This window comes from Peribacillus sp. NPDC046944 (assembly GCF_050272735.1).
GTDB lineage: Bacteria > Bacillota > Bacilli > Bacillales > DSM-1321 > Peribacillus.
Map to the genome: position 1 here is coordinate 37519 of NZ_JBNNML010000001.1, position 15222 is coordinate 52740.

The 15222-nt window shown below is 42.0% G+C and carries 13 protein-coding genes; 7 read left to right on the forward strand and 6 right to left on the reverse strand.

The genetic code is table 11. The features are described from left to right. Nucleotides 1-36 precede the first annotated feature (36 nt). Nucleotides 37-1425, forward strand: a complete 1389-nt coding sequence (locus tag ACQKIC_RS00210; protein WP_402874732.1) for an amino acid permease — start codon at nt 37-39, stop codon at nt 1423-1425. Nucleotides 1426-1603: 178 nt separating this feature from the next. On the opposite strand, the gene ACQKIC_RS00215 is transcribed toward ACQKIC_RS00210, so the two are convergent. Both ACQKIC_RS00215 and codB read right to left on the reverse strand, forming a co-directional pair. Next, a complete protein-coding gene (locus tag ACQKIC_RS00215; RefSeq protein ID WP_402874730.1) occupies nt 1604-2884 on the reverse strand; it encodes a cytosine deaminase in 1281 nt (426 codons plus the stop codon). Continuing rightward, a complete protein-coding gene (codB, locus tag ACQKIC_RS00220; protein ID WP_402874726.1) occupies nt 2874-4133 on the reverse strand; it encodes a cytosine permease in 1260 nt (419 codons plus the stop codon). Before codB ends, ACQKIC_RS00215 begins: the two co-directional genes overlap by 11 nt. 435 nt (nt 4134-4568) lie before the next feature. Here codB and ACQKIC_RS00225 point away from each other — a divergent pair, with 435 nt between their 5' ends. From ACQKIC_RS00225 to ACQKIC_RS00240, 4 genes are all read left to right on the forward strand, one after another. Next, nucleotides 4569-5258: a response regulator transcription factor gene (locus ACQKIC_RS00225; RefSeq protein ID WP_402874724.1), complete on the forward strand. Its 690-nt coding sequence runs from the start codon at nt 4569-4571 to the stop codon at nt 5256-5258. Beyond that, nucleotides 5255-6259, forward strand: a complete 1005-nt coding sequence (locus ACQKIC_RS00230) for a sensor histidine kinase (protein ID WP_407407379.1) — start codon at nt 5255-5257, stop codon at nt 6257-6259. Before ACQKIC_RS00225 ends, ACQKIC_RS00230 begins: the two co-directional genes overlap by 4 nt. 101 nt (nt 6260-6360) lie before the next feature. Continuing rightward, the gene (locus tag ACQKIC_RS00235) at nt 6361-7122 is read left to right on the forward strand and encodes an ABC transporter ATP-binding protein (protein WP_402986704.1); all 762 of its coding nucleotides are present in this window, start codon (nt 6361-6363) and stop codon (nt 7120-7122) included. Beyond that, nucleotides 7112-9058 (forward strand): FtsX-like permease family protein, encoded by a 1947-nt coding sequence (locus ACQKIC_RS00240; RefSeq protein WP_402986705.1) that lies wholly within the window; start codon nt 7112-7114, stop codon nt 9056-9058. The genes ACQKIC_RS00235 and ACQKIC_RS00240 overlap by 11 nt, the downstream gene beginning before the upstream one ends. Before the next feature lie 51 nt (nt 9059-9109). Here ACQKIC_RS00240 and ACQKIC_RS00245 read toward each other — a convergent pair whose 3' ends face one another. After that, a complete protein-coding gene (locus ACQKIC_RS00245) occupies nt 9110-10162 on the reverse strand; it encodes an NAD(P)/FAD-dependent oxidoreductase (RefSeq protein ID WP_427590674.1) in 1053 nt (350 codons plus the stop codon). Between the two features lie 320 nt (nt 10163-10482). Between ACQKIC_RS00245 and guaC the strand changes: the two genes are divergently transcribed. Continuing rightward, nucleotides 10483-11466, forward strand: coding sequence for a GMP reductase (gene guaC / locus ACQKIC_RS00250; protein ID WP_402874711.1), 984 nt, complete (start codon nt 10483-10485; stop codon nt 11464-11466). 58 nt (nt 11467-11524) lie between these two features. Here the strand turns inward: guaC and ACQKIC_RS00255 are convergent, their stop codons facing one another. Further along, nucleotides 11525-11875 carry a hypothetical protein gene (locus ACQKIC_RS00255; protein WP_402874708.1) on the reverse strand — a complete coding sequence of 117 codons (351 nt, stop codon included), beginning with the start codon at nt 11873-11875 and terminating at the stop codon, nt 11525-11527. 522 nt (nt 11876-12397) lie between these two features. Between ACQKIC_RS00255 and ACQKIC_RS00260 the strand changes: the two genes are divergently transcribed. Beyond that, complete coding sequence (locus tag ACQKIC_RS00260) at nt 12398-12619, forward strand: DeoR family transcriptional regulator (protein WP_402874705.1); 222 nt, start codon at nt 12398-12400, stop codon at nt 12617-12619. Nucleotides 12620-12700: 81 nt separating this feature from the next. Here the strand turns inward: ACQKIC_RS00260 and ACQKIC_RS00265 are convergent, their stop codons facing one another. Continuing rightward, entirely contained in the window at nt 12701-13423 is a 723-nt protein-coding gene (locus ACQKIC_RS00265) for a pseudouridine synthase (protein ID WP_402874702.1), read from the reverse strand. 124 nt (nt 13424-13547) lie between these two features. After that, the gene (locus ACQKIC_RS00270; protein WP_402957837.1) at nt 13548-15149 is read right to left on the reverse strand and encodes a putative polysaccharide biosynthesis protein; all 1602 of its coding nucleotides are present in this window, start codon (nt 15147-15149) and stop codon (nt 13548-13550) included. Nucleotides 15150-15222 lie beyond the last annotated feature (73 nt).

Consider the following 15222-nt stretch of genomic DNA (forward strand, 5'->3'; position numbering starts at 1 on the left):
CTTTATGATATTCAAAAAAAGAATTGAGTGTTTAAAATGAAAACGAACTTATTTCGAAAAAAATCCGTGAATCAACTTTTACAAAATCATGGAAAAGTACAATTACAAAAGACACTAGGAGCGTTTGATTTAATCCTACTCGGTGTCGGTGCCATTGTGGGTACAGGAATTTTCATCCTTCCAGGTACCGTTGCAGCCCAGCATGCAGGACCTGGGATTGTGTTCTCTTTTATCATTGCCGCCTTTGTTTGTGCATTTGCCGCAATGTGCTACTCTGAATTTTCTTCATCCGTTCCAGTTACAGGGAGTGCTTACACATACTCCTACATTGTCTTTGGGGAGATCATTGCTTGGCTAGTCGGCTGGTCCCTATTACTTGAATACGGCTTAGCTGTTGCTGCCGTTGCTACAGGCTGGTCATCCTATTTTAGCTCGCTACTTGCCGGGTTTAATATTTTGCTTCCTCACGAAATATCCGGTTCATTTGATCCGGCCAACGGCACATACATTAACCTGCCAGCTATATTGATCATTTTCCTTATTGCCGCCTTGTTGACATTAGGCATTAAAGAATCGACAAAATTCAATACGATTATGGTATGTGTAAAAGTGGCCGTTATTTTACTATTTATTATAGTCGGCGCATTCTACGTTGAACCGACAAACTGGAAGCCATTCACCCCATTTGGTACAAGCGGGGTTCTAAGTGCCGCGGCCTTAGTATTTTTCGCCTATCTTGGCTTCGATGCAGTATCATCTGCAGCCGAAGAAGTTAAAAATCCACAGCGTAACATGCCAATCGGTATTATTGGTTCGCTCTTTATCTGTACCTTATTGTATGTTGCTGTATCCCTTGTATTGACGGGTATGGTTTCTTACACACAGTTAAATGTAAGTGACCCTGTAAGCTTTGCCATGAAAGTGGTTAACCAAGATTGGGTGGCCGGTATTATCTCCATAGGTGCCGTCGTTGGGATGATGACCGTAATCCTTGTTATGCTTTACGGTGGTACTCGCCTAGTATTCGCATTCGGTCGTGACGGCTTACTACCAAAATTATTATGCGAAGTTCATCCGAAACGTAAAACACCAGTAAAAAACACATGGATTTTTGCGACTCTCATTGCCTTATGCGCAGGCTTCGTCCCATTGGATAAGTTAACAGAGCTTGTAAACATGGGTACTCTTTTAGCCTTCACTGTTGTATCAATCGGCGTCATTTACTTACGCAAAAACAAAGACATTCCGAATGATGGATTTAAGGTACCTTTCTTCCCAGCCATTCCAGTCATTTCATTTATTTTATGCATATTCCTGATGACCCAACTATCCGCACACACCTGGATTGCGTGCCTTATTTGGATGATCATCGGTATAATCATTTACTTTACTTACGGTAAAAAGCACAGTATTTTGAACAAATAACAAATATGGCTGTTGCAGTGTGGACGTTCACATCTGCAGCAGCCATTTATTTTTGGAATCATACATGACCAATCAACTACGCACTTTCGCACACGGCAATTGATGGAATTGCTACCAATTTGCGAAGAGCGCCTACAAGCGCAAAAAAACTAGACACCCTGTGTGCCTAGCTTTTCCATCATTTATTGAAAGTAATGTTCTCTGTACCTTGTCCCAGATTAATGGTCGTTTCCCTTGGCTTTGTTTCGGCTATCACGTTCCCGTTTCTGAAGGAATAGCGTACCATGGCCTGTTTACGGACTGCTTCGTATTCATTTTCTGCCGCTAAAACAATGAAGTTGGCAGGTTTTCCCGCCTCGATTCCATAGTGGTCCTCGATTTGCAAGGTTTTTGCACTATTGGCGGTAATTAAATCGATGGAATTGACGATTTGCTCGTAACCCATTAGTTGAGAAGCATGAATGCCCATATGCAGCACTTGCAGCATGTTTCCCGTTCCTAGTGGATACCATGGGTCGAATATGTCATCGTGACCAAAGCATACGTTTAGTCCTGCCTCCTGTAATTCTTTGACACGTGTTAAGCCTCTTCGTTTCGGATATGTATCGAATCTTCCTTGAAGATGAATATTCACCAATGGATTGGATACGAAGTTAATGGACGAAAGCTTCAATAAGCGAAACAACTTATAGGTATAGGCATCATTATACGAACCCATTGCCGTCGTATGGCTGGCTGTCGTTCGTGTACCTAGTCCCCTCTCGTAAGCTTCTTTAGCAACGACTTCGACAAAACGTGATTGCTCGTCATCGATTTCATCACAATGTATATCCACGAGGCGATCGTATTTTTCCGCTAAATCAAACGCAATCTTCATCGATTCCACGCCATATTCGCGAGTGAACTCAAAGTGGGGGATGCCCCCTACAACATCGGCCCCCATTTTTAGCGCTTCTTCCAGTAATCCCGTTCCATTCGGATAAGAGAGAATTCCTTCCTGTGGAAAAGCCACTAACTGCAAATCAACGAAATCCGACATTTCTTCTTTTACTTCGAGCATGGCTTTTAGTGCCGTAAGTTCCGGATCGGTCACATCGATATGTGTACGGACATGCTGGATTCCTTGAGCGATTTGCCATTTTAAAGCCGTTTTCGCCCTGGTTTTCACATCTTCATTCGTCAAAGACTCTTTTCGTTGGGACCACCGCTGGATTCCTTCAAATAACGTCCCACTTTGGTTCCACTCTGGCTCTCCTGCCGTCAACGTCGTGTCAAGGTGGATATGCGGTTCAATAAAGGGAGGGAGAACAAGTGACCCCTCCACATCATAAATCGGCTGATTCAACTCGTTCTCAACGTTCTCATTAAGGCTCTGCGTAACCGATTCTATCATTCCTTCTCTGACGACAATATTCCAAAGACCTTCTTTTCCTCTTAATTTAGCATGTTTAATAAGCATCTGACTGTACACCTCTTCTTAGTATTTTGTTGATAGGTACATATTTCATCAAGGCAACATACAGGATGATGGTCCCGATTAGAGCATTAATTGGCACGATGCCAGGTGCGAACTGGGCCAAAGCGACGCCTCCTGCCCAAGCAATCATCGATAACCAATTGACCTTTTTGAAAGACAACTCTTCGAATTTCCCATATTTCCTACGTTTCACGATAAAGTAGTCTGCTAAAATGATGGCCCCAATGGACGGGACTGCTGCTCCTAGTACATTCAAAAAACCGACGAAATTAGTATACAGCCACATTGCTAGCAATGTGCCGATGATTCCATTAACCACGACAAGTTTCTTCTTGGAAATTTTCGTAACATTGGCAAATCCCAATCCCGAAGCGTATAGCGCATTATCATTCGTTGTCCAAATATTCAGTCCCAATACAATGATTGCCGGCAAAATCAGCTCTTGCAAGAACATGACTTCAGAAATATCCGAAACACCGTACGTCATTGCCCCAATCGCCCCGAATATGAACATAAGTGAATTGCCTAGAAAAAAGGCAATCACCGTTGCGACAACGGCTGACCGGGTCGTCTTGGCAAAGCGGGCAAAGTCTGGCGTCAAGGTACCCCCGCTGATGAATGAACCAATGCAGATGGTTAAGGCAGCGCCCACTCCCATCATTTCAGTAGGCTGATAATCTAATAACCCCTGAAACCCACCGATTGTTTCGGTTGCCTCAAATACCGAGTAGCTACCCAGAATGGCAATGGCCGGCACAGCAACGAACCCTAACAGCACGAGTGCCTTAATACCATAGATGGCAGATATCGTCATCATCACTCCAAAACTTATAATCAATAGATAGATATTAATCCCTGTTGCCTTTTCAACCGGAACCGCGAACATCGCTACCCCCACTCCAAACCAACCTACTTGCGTTAACCCCAGCAATAAGGAGGGCACATAAGAGCCTTTATCACCAAAGGCATACTTTGCAAGCAGATGTGTAGAAAGGCCGGTCTTCGCGGCAATATGGGCCAACGCCCCCGTATACAAGCCCAGTACACAATTGCCCGCCAATACGATGAGAAGGAATTGAACCAATGTTAATCCCGTTCCCAATTCCCCTCCCGACCACATGCTTGCCGAGAAGAAAGTGAACCCCAGCATAATGGATAGAATCTTCCAAAAGTTATTACGATTTCCTTGCGGTACAGCTTGCCATGAAAACTCTGCATCTACTTTTCCCATAACGTTTCCTCCATTTTTAAACTGATACCCACAAAGAAAAAAGAGGTCTATTGTCATCAACCGACAATAAACCTCTTCTGCATTATGACGAGTAGTAGTAGCCAGGCAAAAAATGCATGGACGTCTCCCACATCATAAAAATCCGTTGTCCTTGTCAGCCTCACGGGACTGAATTAAAGATACCAATATTTGATTATTAACATTATTCCAAAAAAGAGACGGTAAGTCAATACTAATTTTCTATGCGATTCCTTTACAAACCAAAAAGGACTACATACAGAGACTCAGATGAAATTCAAACATGGGTGTTTTTTTCAGGAAATGGATGTCACCTTTTGTAACTAGATCCCACCCTAAATCTCTTTCTCCTCTAGAACCTTAAATGAATTTACTATATACTTTCATTAAATTGATGAAAAGCGTGGTGACCCTTACTTGTTTAAACTATTGTTAATTGAAGATGATACAACATTATTCAATGAGATTAAAGATAGATTGGCACAATGGTCCTATGATGTATATGGAATCAACGATTTCAGTAAGGTGATGCAGGAATTCACTGCCATTAAACCCGACTTGGTCCTCATCGATATCCAATTGCCAAAATTCGACGGGTTCCATTGGTGCAGGATGATTCGCACCCACTCGAACGTACCCATTCTCTTTTTATCTTCACGCGATCACCCGACCGACATCGTGATGTCCATGCAGTTTGGGGCAGATGATTTCATCCAGAAACCCTTTCATTTTGATGTACTGATTGCCAAGATACAAGCGACGCTTCGTCGTGTCTATAATTACAATACAGAAAAGATCGAACTAAAAACCTGGTGCGGCGCCACCTTGGATTATGAGAAGAATACAGTTGTAACCGAGACAGGAACAATCGAGCTGACAAAGAATGAAGTGTTCATCCTAAAAAGGCTGATTGAGCAGAAGAATAAAATAGTGAGCCGCGATGATTTAATCAATAGTTTATGGAATGATAAGCGCTTTATCAGCGATAATACCTTGACGGTCAATGTAAATCGATTGAGGAAAAGGCTCGATGAGGTGGGGTTGGGACAGTATATCGAAACAAAAGTGGGACAAGGTTACATTGCGGTCGAAGAGGATCATGTATGATTAAGAAATTTATATGGGAAAGGTTTAGCTGGATTACTTTCTACATCCTCTTTCACTTATTCATCATATTCGTCGCCTATCTTGATTCGGCCATTCCTTTATCCCCCATTCTCTACATGGTCTTTTTATCATTCATCATGTTCATCATCTTTTTGGTGGTCCGCTACCACAAGGAAACGAAATTCTATCGAAGTTTAGTGGAACGGGAAGATAATTTGGATGTAAGCCAATTAGCGGAACCGGGAAGCCCTTTTGAAGTAATCATCGAGCGTAGCATCAGCAATCAAATCGAATACCTGAAACGGACAGCTTCATACGGACAAATGACATTGGAGCAGGAAAAGGACGAACTATTATCTTGGATTCATGAAGTGAAGACGCCTTTGACGGCCCTACGTTTAATGATTGATCGCATACAAGATGAAGAACTCAAATCCCATATGACATATGAATGGCTCCGCATCCACCTTTTGCTTGATCAACAGTTGCATCAACGGCGGCTACCCTTCATGGAAAATGATCTATATATCGGTAACACCGATTTGGAAGGGATTATTTTCGACGAGATTAAGACATTACAATCTTGGTGCATGCAAAAAGGGATTGGATTCGATATCCAATTGGAAAAAGCCGAGTGCTTAAGCGATAGTAAATGGGTCGCATTCATTATTCGGCAACTATTGACCAATAGCATCAAATATAGTGAAGGATCCGATATTTTGATACAGAGCCACGAATCCAATGGACAAACGATCCTTGAAGTGAAGGATGCTGGCCGCGGCATCGACCCAAGGGACCTTCCCCGCATTTTTGATAAAGGATTCACATCAACGACCAATCATCAAGACCACGGGGCGACGGGAATGGGGTTATACTTAACCAAGAAAGTGGCGGATTCCTTATTCATCGATATAACCGTCCGGTCCACTCCCGGAATCGGGACCACTTTCATCCTGACTTTCCCGCAAAAAAATCAATTCGTTAAATTCCTTAGCATGTGACAAAGATGTCACATGCTTTTGTTCTTTGTTCGGCCAATCGAAGGAAAAGAAAGGGAAAGGCTTTTATAATGAAGATATCGAAATAAAGGGAGTGTATTGGAATGAATATACTAGAAGCGAAAAAGATCCATAAAAGCTACGGCAATAAATTCAATAAACAAGAAGTCTTGAAAGGCTTGGATATCAACATACACGAAGGGGAATTCGTCAGTATCATGGGAGCGTCCGGTTCAGGAAAAACCACGCTTCTGAATGTCCTTTCCTCGATTGATAAGATCAGTAATGGAACCATCGTCATCGAAGGAAAAGAAATTTCCGGCATGAAAGAAAAGAAGCTGGCTGAATTTCGTAAGAATCACCTAGGATTCATCTTCCAGGATTATAACTTATTGGACACTCTGACGGTCAAGGAAAATATTCTTTTACCATTATCGATCACCAAAACGCCGAAAAAAGAAGCTGAGCAAAAGTTCGAAACACTCGCAAATGAACTTGGCATATATGAAATCAAGGACAAATATCCGAATGAAATTTCCGGCGGCCAAAAACAGCGTACCTCTGCGGCACGGGCCTTCATCCATGAACCAAGCATCATTTTTGCCGATGAGCCGACAGGCGCCCTTGATTCAAAAGCCGCTTCCGATTTATTGAACAAGATGAGCGAATTGAACAAAAAGCGTAATGCCACCATCATCATGGTTACGCATGACTCAGTGGCAGCCAGTTACTGTAGCCGCGTCATCTTCATCAAAGATGGACAGATCTATTCTCAATTGAATAAAGGGGAAGAAACGAGACAATCCTTCTTCAGAGATATCATGAAAACACAAGGTGTACTAGGAGGGGTGCATAATGAGCATTAATCAACTCATCTTTCGCAGTCTGAAAAAGAACCTGAAGAATTATTATCTATACGTTTTCGCTTTGGTCTTCAGTGCCTCCCTTTATTATGCCTTTGTTACCTTGCAATACGATCCGTCAATGGATCAAGTAAGTGGGGGGATTAAAGGGGGAGCTGCCATTCAAGCAGCCTCCGTTCTGTTGATTGCCATCGTTTCCATCTTTCTTTTATATGCGAATAGCATTTTCATTAAACGTCGCAGCAAGGAAATTGGCTTATTTCAATTAATAGGAATGACCAAAAACAGGATTTTCCGCATCCTGAGCGTCGAAAATTTAATCCTGTATTTCTGTTCCGTATTCCTGGGGATATTCGTAGGGTTTGCGGCTTCAAAATTGATCATCATGATATTATTCAAGCTTACGGGAGTCCAGGCGATCGCCGCCCTTCACTTTACCATGCAACCATTCATTCAGACACTTATCGTATTCAGTATCATCTATCTATTCATCATGTTGATGAACTTTGGTTTCATCAAAAGACAGACCATCTTATCACTTTTTAGGGTGACTTCGAACACGGAAGGAAAAGTGAAGAGGGTTTCGATTTTTGAAATGATCCTTGGGATAGCTGGAATCATTCTGATCATTGCTGGCTATTATGTTTCAACGAAGTTATTTGATGGTTCTTTCTCTCAGGCGAATTCCCTTTTAATAGCCATGCTATTCATTCTGGGGTCCGTCATCATCGGAACCTACCTATTTTATAAGGGATCGGTGTCTTTCCTCTTTAATATTGTCCGCAAGAGGAAGAATGGATACCTGAACATCAATGAAGTGCTTTCGCTTTCATCCATCATGTTCCGGATGAAATCCAATTCCGTTTTACTGACCATCATCACGACCGTTTCCGCTCTTGCAATCGGATTATTATCCTTGACCTATATCTCCTATTACTCATCGGAGAAAATGGCCACATCCTATGTACCTACTGACTTTTCCCTGTCCAATGGCGAGGATTCAAACAAGTTAAAAGAGGCATTGGCAGCAAAATCAATCGGATATAACGAAAATAAGATAGAGGTCATTCGGGCAAAGGTCAATATAAAGGATATACTGGATAGCTCCATAGAAGAAGCGGGCTTTGACCCGAATATCATGAATCTTGCCATTGTCAGTGATCGGTCGGTGAAGAGGATCGATGTCACACCGAAAGAGACCATCTTCAGCGGGTATAGTCCAACGCTACAGAGTTTAACATCTCTTAAAGATTCCGGGAAAATCGAATTGAAGGGAAAAAACATGAGCATTCCCCAAAACTATTTAGGGCCAGAAGATGACTCCATCCTTCCCTATTATTTAACGAATGGCGGAATGCCAGTAGCCATTGTGGATCAAGCAGTTTTTGACCGTCTGAAAAAGGATTTGGACCCTGAACTCCAACTGGATTCTCCCGTTTATTATGGGATTGACTTAAAGAATAAGGGTGATATCGAAAAGGCAAATAAGATTTTCGATACGATTTCCTTCCAGGATAAAGAATATAGTGGTTCACAATACCAAGAACTGCAAAGTATAAAAATAAACATGGGTCTTACGATGTTCATCGTCGGCTTTTTAGGATTAACGTTCTTGATCACATCAGGATGCATTCTTTATTTCAAACAGATGGATGAGAGCGAAAATGAAAAAGCGAACTATACCATTTTACGAAAACTTGGTTTCACACAAGGTGATTTGTTAAAAGGGATTCAGGCCAAACAGGTCTTCAACTTTGGGATTCCTCTAGTCGTTGGGTTATTCCATAGCTATTTTGCCGTTAAATCCGGCTGGTTCTTCTTTGGTACGGAAGTCTGGACACCTATGATCATTGTCATGGTCCTCTATACGATACTGTACTCGATCTTCGGTATCCTTTCCGTTTTCCATTACAAAAAGGTGATTAAGGAATCCCTTTAAATACACGCAAAAAGCTCCAGCCCATAAGGGGACTGGAGCTTTCTGCATGTCTTATCGCGTCATCATCTGTTGAACGATTTCCCTATTACGTCTTTTGAATATTTCATTATGTGAAGAAACCATTCCCACCTTGTGCGCATCAGGCTGGATGAACTGTTTCGCTTGATTGACTGCATTTGCGGCATCCTGGAAGGTACCCGCTATTAAGTTCACTTTCCCATCATACTGAAGAATATCCCCTGCGGCATACATCCCTTCTACAGAGGATTCGCTGGTTGCATTGCCTGCAATATAATAATGATCGGCCATATCCACCTTCACTTCACTGTTTTCAAGTAGCGAGGCATCACGCTCATACCCATGGTTGATGATCACTTCATCGATTGATAAATGGGAAACCTCCCCTGTTTCATGACTCGTTAGTTCTACACGTTCAATGACTTCATGATTGGTACAAGCGACCAGTTTTGTAATGGACGTATTGAACAGGCATTCCGCAGAACTTTTCATCAATTGGCTTATCTGTGATTCATGACCTGCCAACGCATTTTTTCTATAGGCCACATAGACCTTTTTGGCGATAGGCTCCAATTCATTCGCCCAATCGATAGCAGAATTCCCGCCGCCTGAAATGATTACCGTCTTATCCTTGAATCGTTCTAAGGACTTCACTGTGTAATTCAGATTGGACACTTCATAACGCTCTGCCCCATCGATTTCCAGCTTTTGCGGATTCAAGATCCCCCCACCGACGGCCACGATGATCGTTTTCGAATAATGCAGGCCGCCAGAAGACGTAAGCAAGACAAACATCCCCTCTTCATCCCGCTTGATCGACTCCACCTTTTCATTCAATACTACCGTGGGATTAAAGGTTAATCCCTGTTCCACAAGTTGATCAATTAACTCAGCTCCCGTAATAGGTGTCTGTCCCCCGACATCCCAAATCATTTTCTCAGGATATACATGGATCTTCCCACCTAATTGTGGCTGATATTCAATGATCTTTGTCTTCATTTCTCTTAACCCACTATAAAAAGCGGAATAAAGGCCAGCCGGCCCTCCCCCAATTACGGTTACATCATAGATATCGTCCTGTTTCACTCATGACCACTCCTCGGAAACTAAATGTAATTGATTCTCATTCTCATAAGTTAAATGTACACTCTTTTCTTCTTTTTTACAATTTTTTCTACTGAAGTTCTTTTCTCTTTTTTTATGTGGGTCGCTTACACCTGTTGTACCTGGGGCTTAGATTGTACGTGATAAGGAGATTCATAGGATGCAGAACCGCTTCTTTTTATAATTTTTTGATTTATTTAAAAATAAAAGCTTTGACTTAATGATGAAAATGATGTAAATTACCAATGGGCGAACAATTTCATAAAAAAATATTACAACATTCGTATATAGAGGTGTAAACAATGGAAAATGTGTTTGATTACGAAGATATTCAATTAATTCCCGCTAAATGTATAGTTAATAGTCGTTCGGAATGTGATACTACTGTAAAGTTAGGTAAACATACCTTCAAGTTACCTGTGGTACCTGCGAATATGCAGACCATTATAGATGAGAAAGTCGCTACATCCTTGGCTAAGAATGGGTACTTCTATATCATGCATCGTTTTGAACCAGAAAAGCGCAAAGCTTTTATTCAAGATATGCATGCGTGTGAGTGTATCGCTTCCATCAGTGTCGGAGTCAAAGAAGAAGAATATGGGTTCATACAAGAATTGGCTGAAGAGCGTATTGTACCGGACTACATTACGATAGATATCGCGCATGGCCATTCCAATGCTGTAATCAATATGATCCAACATATCAAACATCACTTACCTGATAGTTTCGTAATTGCAGGTAACGTCGGTACTCCAGAAGCCGTAAGAGAATTAGAACATGCCGGGGCCGATGCAACAAAAGTTGGAATTGGACCAGGTAAGGTTTGCATCACGAAGATCAAGACAGGATTTGGTACGGGTGGCTGGCAGTTAGCAGCGGTGCGTCTATGTGCAAAGGCCGCAAGTAAACCGATTATTGCGGACGGTGGCATTCGTACACATGGGGATATAGCGAAATCTATTAGATTTGGTGCCACTATGGTGATGATTGGTTCATTATTCGCTGGCCATGATGAATCTCCAGGCGAAATAGTTGAGAAAGATGGAAAGATCTATAAAGAGTACTTTGGTTCAGCTTCAGAGTTTCAAAAAGGTGAAAAGAAGAATGTAGAAGGCAAGAAAATGTTTGTCGAGCACAAAGGTGCGTTAAAAGACACATTAAAAGAAATGGAACAAGATCTTCAATCCTCCATTTCTTATGCTGGTGGAACGAAATTAGAAGCGATTCGAACTGTAGATTATGTCATCGTGAAAAATTCAATTTTTAATGGTGATAAAGTTTATTGATCATTCAACCCCATACAAAAAACGGTGCAGCGTTAAGGCGTTGCACCGTTTTTCTTATTCAATTCACAAATAGATACAACTTCTTATCATGATCATCAAGCGTTCGCTGGCTCTTTTCCGTAAAATCCATCCATTTCACTTTTTTACATCGTTCTTCTAACCGGGCATTCAGCTCTTCTTCGATCTCACACATGAACCGAATGATTTCTTCATAAGGCATGTTAAAATGTCGGGCCGCGAGTCGCGGCGGAGAATGCTTTACTAATAATCTCATAAATTGATCGACCGTTTCCGCTTTTGAAGCCAGGTAATCTTCTTCATACACGATAAATTCATATACTTGCCGCTTCATGCCCGTAAGTCTGGACACTTCGTCCCGCAATAGAAACTCCATTAATCTTTCGTTCATATGCTCTACCTCGTATATGGTTATATTTCAATTCTAAAAGAATCATCTTGAAGTGTACTTCCTTACAAACCATCAAGTTCATCTCATACTCTATGATAATGGTACTGTAAATATCATAGTATATGTTGGTTGCCGATGAAAGGTTATCTTCACAAAAGGACATGATCGTTTAGAAGTGGAGTGAATTTTTCCCTTACCCATGAATACTCCTTGGAATTTTTGACAAAATAAAGGCATGCTTTCATTCTACCCTGAAATTCATTTATTTTTGAATTTAAATGAATATTTTGGTTAAAAAAACTATATAATAGATGTAATATTTAGTTAATTCTAAAATTTGGTATGGAATTTAGATATGTATAGGGGTAAAATAAAGCATATGGCATCTTGTTTTTTCTTAATGTTTCCGAGGAGTTAAAGGGTGGGTATAGTACGTACATAGTGGCAGCTGAAATGCTGTCCGACATATCGGTTGTTTTCATTTGTTCAGAATAACAATGAAAAGAATAGGAGTGATTTTGTTTGAAACCTTCAACAAATCGCATGTTAACCCGTATTAAATCCGTTTATATGTTCATTAGTAACAACGGTACGGTTTCTACTCAAGAGCTTGTAGAAGAATTTGGCATCACTCCTCGAACAGTGCAACGCGATTTAAATGTCCTAGAGTACAATGACCTTGTTCAAAGCCCAAGCCGTGGTGTTTGGACAACAACAAGCAAAAAAGTGAAGATGTCATCTTAAAAAAAGAATGACCACCCGAACAAAATCGATATGTAAAAAGTAATTTGAGGCGGACTACTAGTCCGCCTCATTTTTTGTTGTTTATTCAGCAGGCTGACCTGCCTTCAGCTGTTCAAGTTCTTCTGCCGTTAACTCCCGGTATTCCCCAAGTTCAAGATCCTCGTCTAGTTGCAGGCTTCCCATCGAAAGACGCTTCAGATATACGACTTTCTTTCCGACAGATTCAAACATCCGCTTCACTTGATGGAACTTCCCTTCCATTATCGTCAACTCGATATCAGAAGTCAGGCCCGATTTTAAAATGTTCAATTCGCCTGGTTTCGTTTCATACCCATCGTCCAGGGTGACACCGTTACGGAATGCTTCAATATCCCGTTCCGTGACTTCACCATCAATGACCGCAAAATATGTTTTCGGCACATGTTTCTTCGGGGATAGCAGCTGGTGTGCAAGCTTGCCGTCATTCGTGATCAACAATAGCCCCTCTGTATCTTTATCCAATCTGCCGACCGGGAATGGTTCAAAGACCGCGTCCTCCGGCTCAAGGATGTCGATGACCGTCTCTTGGTGTTTGTCTTCCGTTGCCGACAATACGCCCGGAGGCTTATTCATCATTAGGTAAATGAATTCTCTATATTCAACCCGTTCGTCATGAACTGTTACGATTTCAACATCAGGGTCCACCTGTTCCTTCGCGTCCTTCAATATCCGGTCGTTGACCTTCACGGCTCCGGACTTCAGGAGCTTCTTCACTTCTTTCCTGCTTCCGTACCCAATATTGGATAAAATCTTATCAATTCTCATTGTTTCCTCCTAAAGCCTTTTCAGTAAAAAGCCTTGCCCATTTTCATGACAGGCAAGGCCAATATATTTAAATCAGGGGATAATATAACATTACCCTTTTTCTTACATTTAAAACACAATCTTTTTATAATCCCAACTTCTTCTTCAACCTATCAATTCTCGTACCGAATAGGCGATGGGCAAGTTTGCTCTTCAAGGAGAGCGCCGCGTAGATCAGTGCCCCAAAAATCGCACATACGGCGGAAATCAAGATTGCCTGGAATCGGCCTTCAGAAGTTAACCAAAGGGATAACAAGCTGTGCAGACCCCAAACGGCAAGTCCCATTATCGCGGAAAAAGTCGCCATCAAGACGGTCCTTCTTATCGTAAGGCTGTAACGATAGCCCGTAAAGTAGGAGATGACGTACAAATTCAATAGGACTGCGGCCAGATAGCCCAGTGCCGTCGCATATACGGAACCTTCCGTTTCAAATAATTTGATCATCGGAATGTTCAAGCTCAACTTCACCAAAAATCCGACTAGCAAACTGAGCACCGTGTATTTTTGCTGATTGATACCTTGTAATACAGCAGCAGAAATCGAAAAGAGCGCAAATAGAACCGACACGGGCGCATAAGCCTTAAGCACACTAATCCCAAGCAAATCGTGACTGTAAAAGGCACTATAAATCGGATCAGCAAGCACCGACATCCCAACGACCGCCGGAATGGTTATGAATAATAAGATTTGAAAAGCCTGATCAAGCTGGCGGGTGAACTCGGTTTGATCCTCGCTTACAAAAGCTTTCGTCACCGTTGGCAATAACGCCATCGAAAATCCGGTAGCAAGTGTCATCGGAATCACGACAAGCTTTTGGGCATATACGTTGAGAACCCCTAGTGCCTCCTCGGCCACATGCAGTAAGCCAATCGAAGACATTGCCCTGTTGAAGGTCATCAAGTCCGCGAATTGGAACAGAGGCATCGCGATCCCGACAAAGATGAATGGAATCGATGATAAGAAAATCTCTTTATAAATCTGGATCAAAGAGATGGACATCGTCCCCCGGTCTCTCTCCTTCAAGCTGTCCAAATACGGTTTTTGTTTCTTCCAATACCAAAACAAAACGACTAAACCGCCGAGTGCTCCGACAGTCGCCGCAAATGTTGCGATCTGGATGGCTCTCACCAATTCACCGTCAAGGACATGCAGGACAATATACACACCGGCCAGTAGAAATACGATTCGGACGATTTGTTCGACGACCTGGGAAATCGCCGTTGGCTCCATGGCTTCATGCCCTTGGAAGTACCCGCGGATGATGCTCATGAATGGCACAAGGATCAAAGCGAAGCTGATCGCCCGTATGACAGAGGTGATATCGCTCACGCTGTTCTTATTGACGCCAAGCATGGTAGTGAAAACCGGTGCCATTGTAAAAAGCACCACAAAGGCGAGGAACCCGGTGATCATCATTAACTTCAAGCTCGATTTGAATAGCTTCTCCCCCACTGCATATTCCTCGAGCGCATTATACTTCGATATAAATTTAGAAACGGCAAGCGGCATGCCAGCCGTGGCGAAACTAATGAATATCGTATAGGGAACATATCCATATTGATAGAGTGTGGCCCCTTTATTTCCAACCATATGTTCAAATGGGATGACGTAAAATAAACCAAGAACCTTGGAAATAATCGCTCCCAGGGTTAATATAAAAGCCCCTTTTAAAAACTTAGACGACATTTTATCCCTTCCTGCCTCTTTCAGTTACGTTTCACACGCTCTTTATCTTAACATAATAAAGGATTTTTTCTAT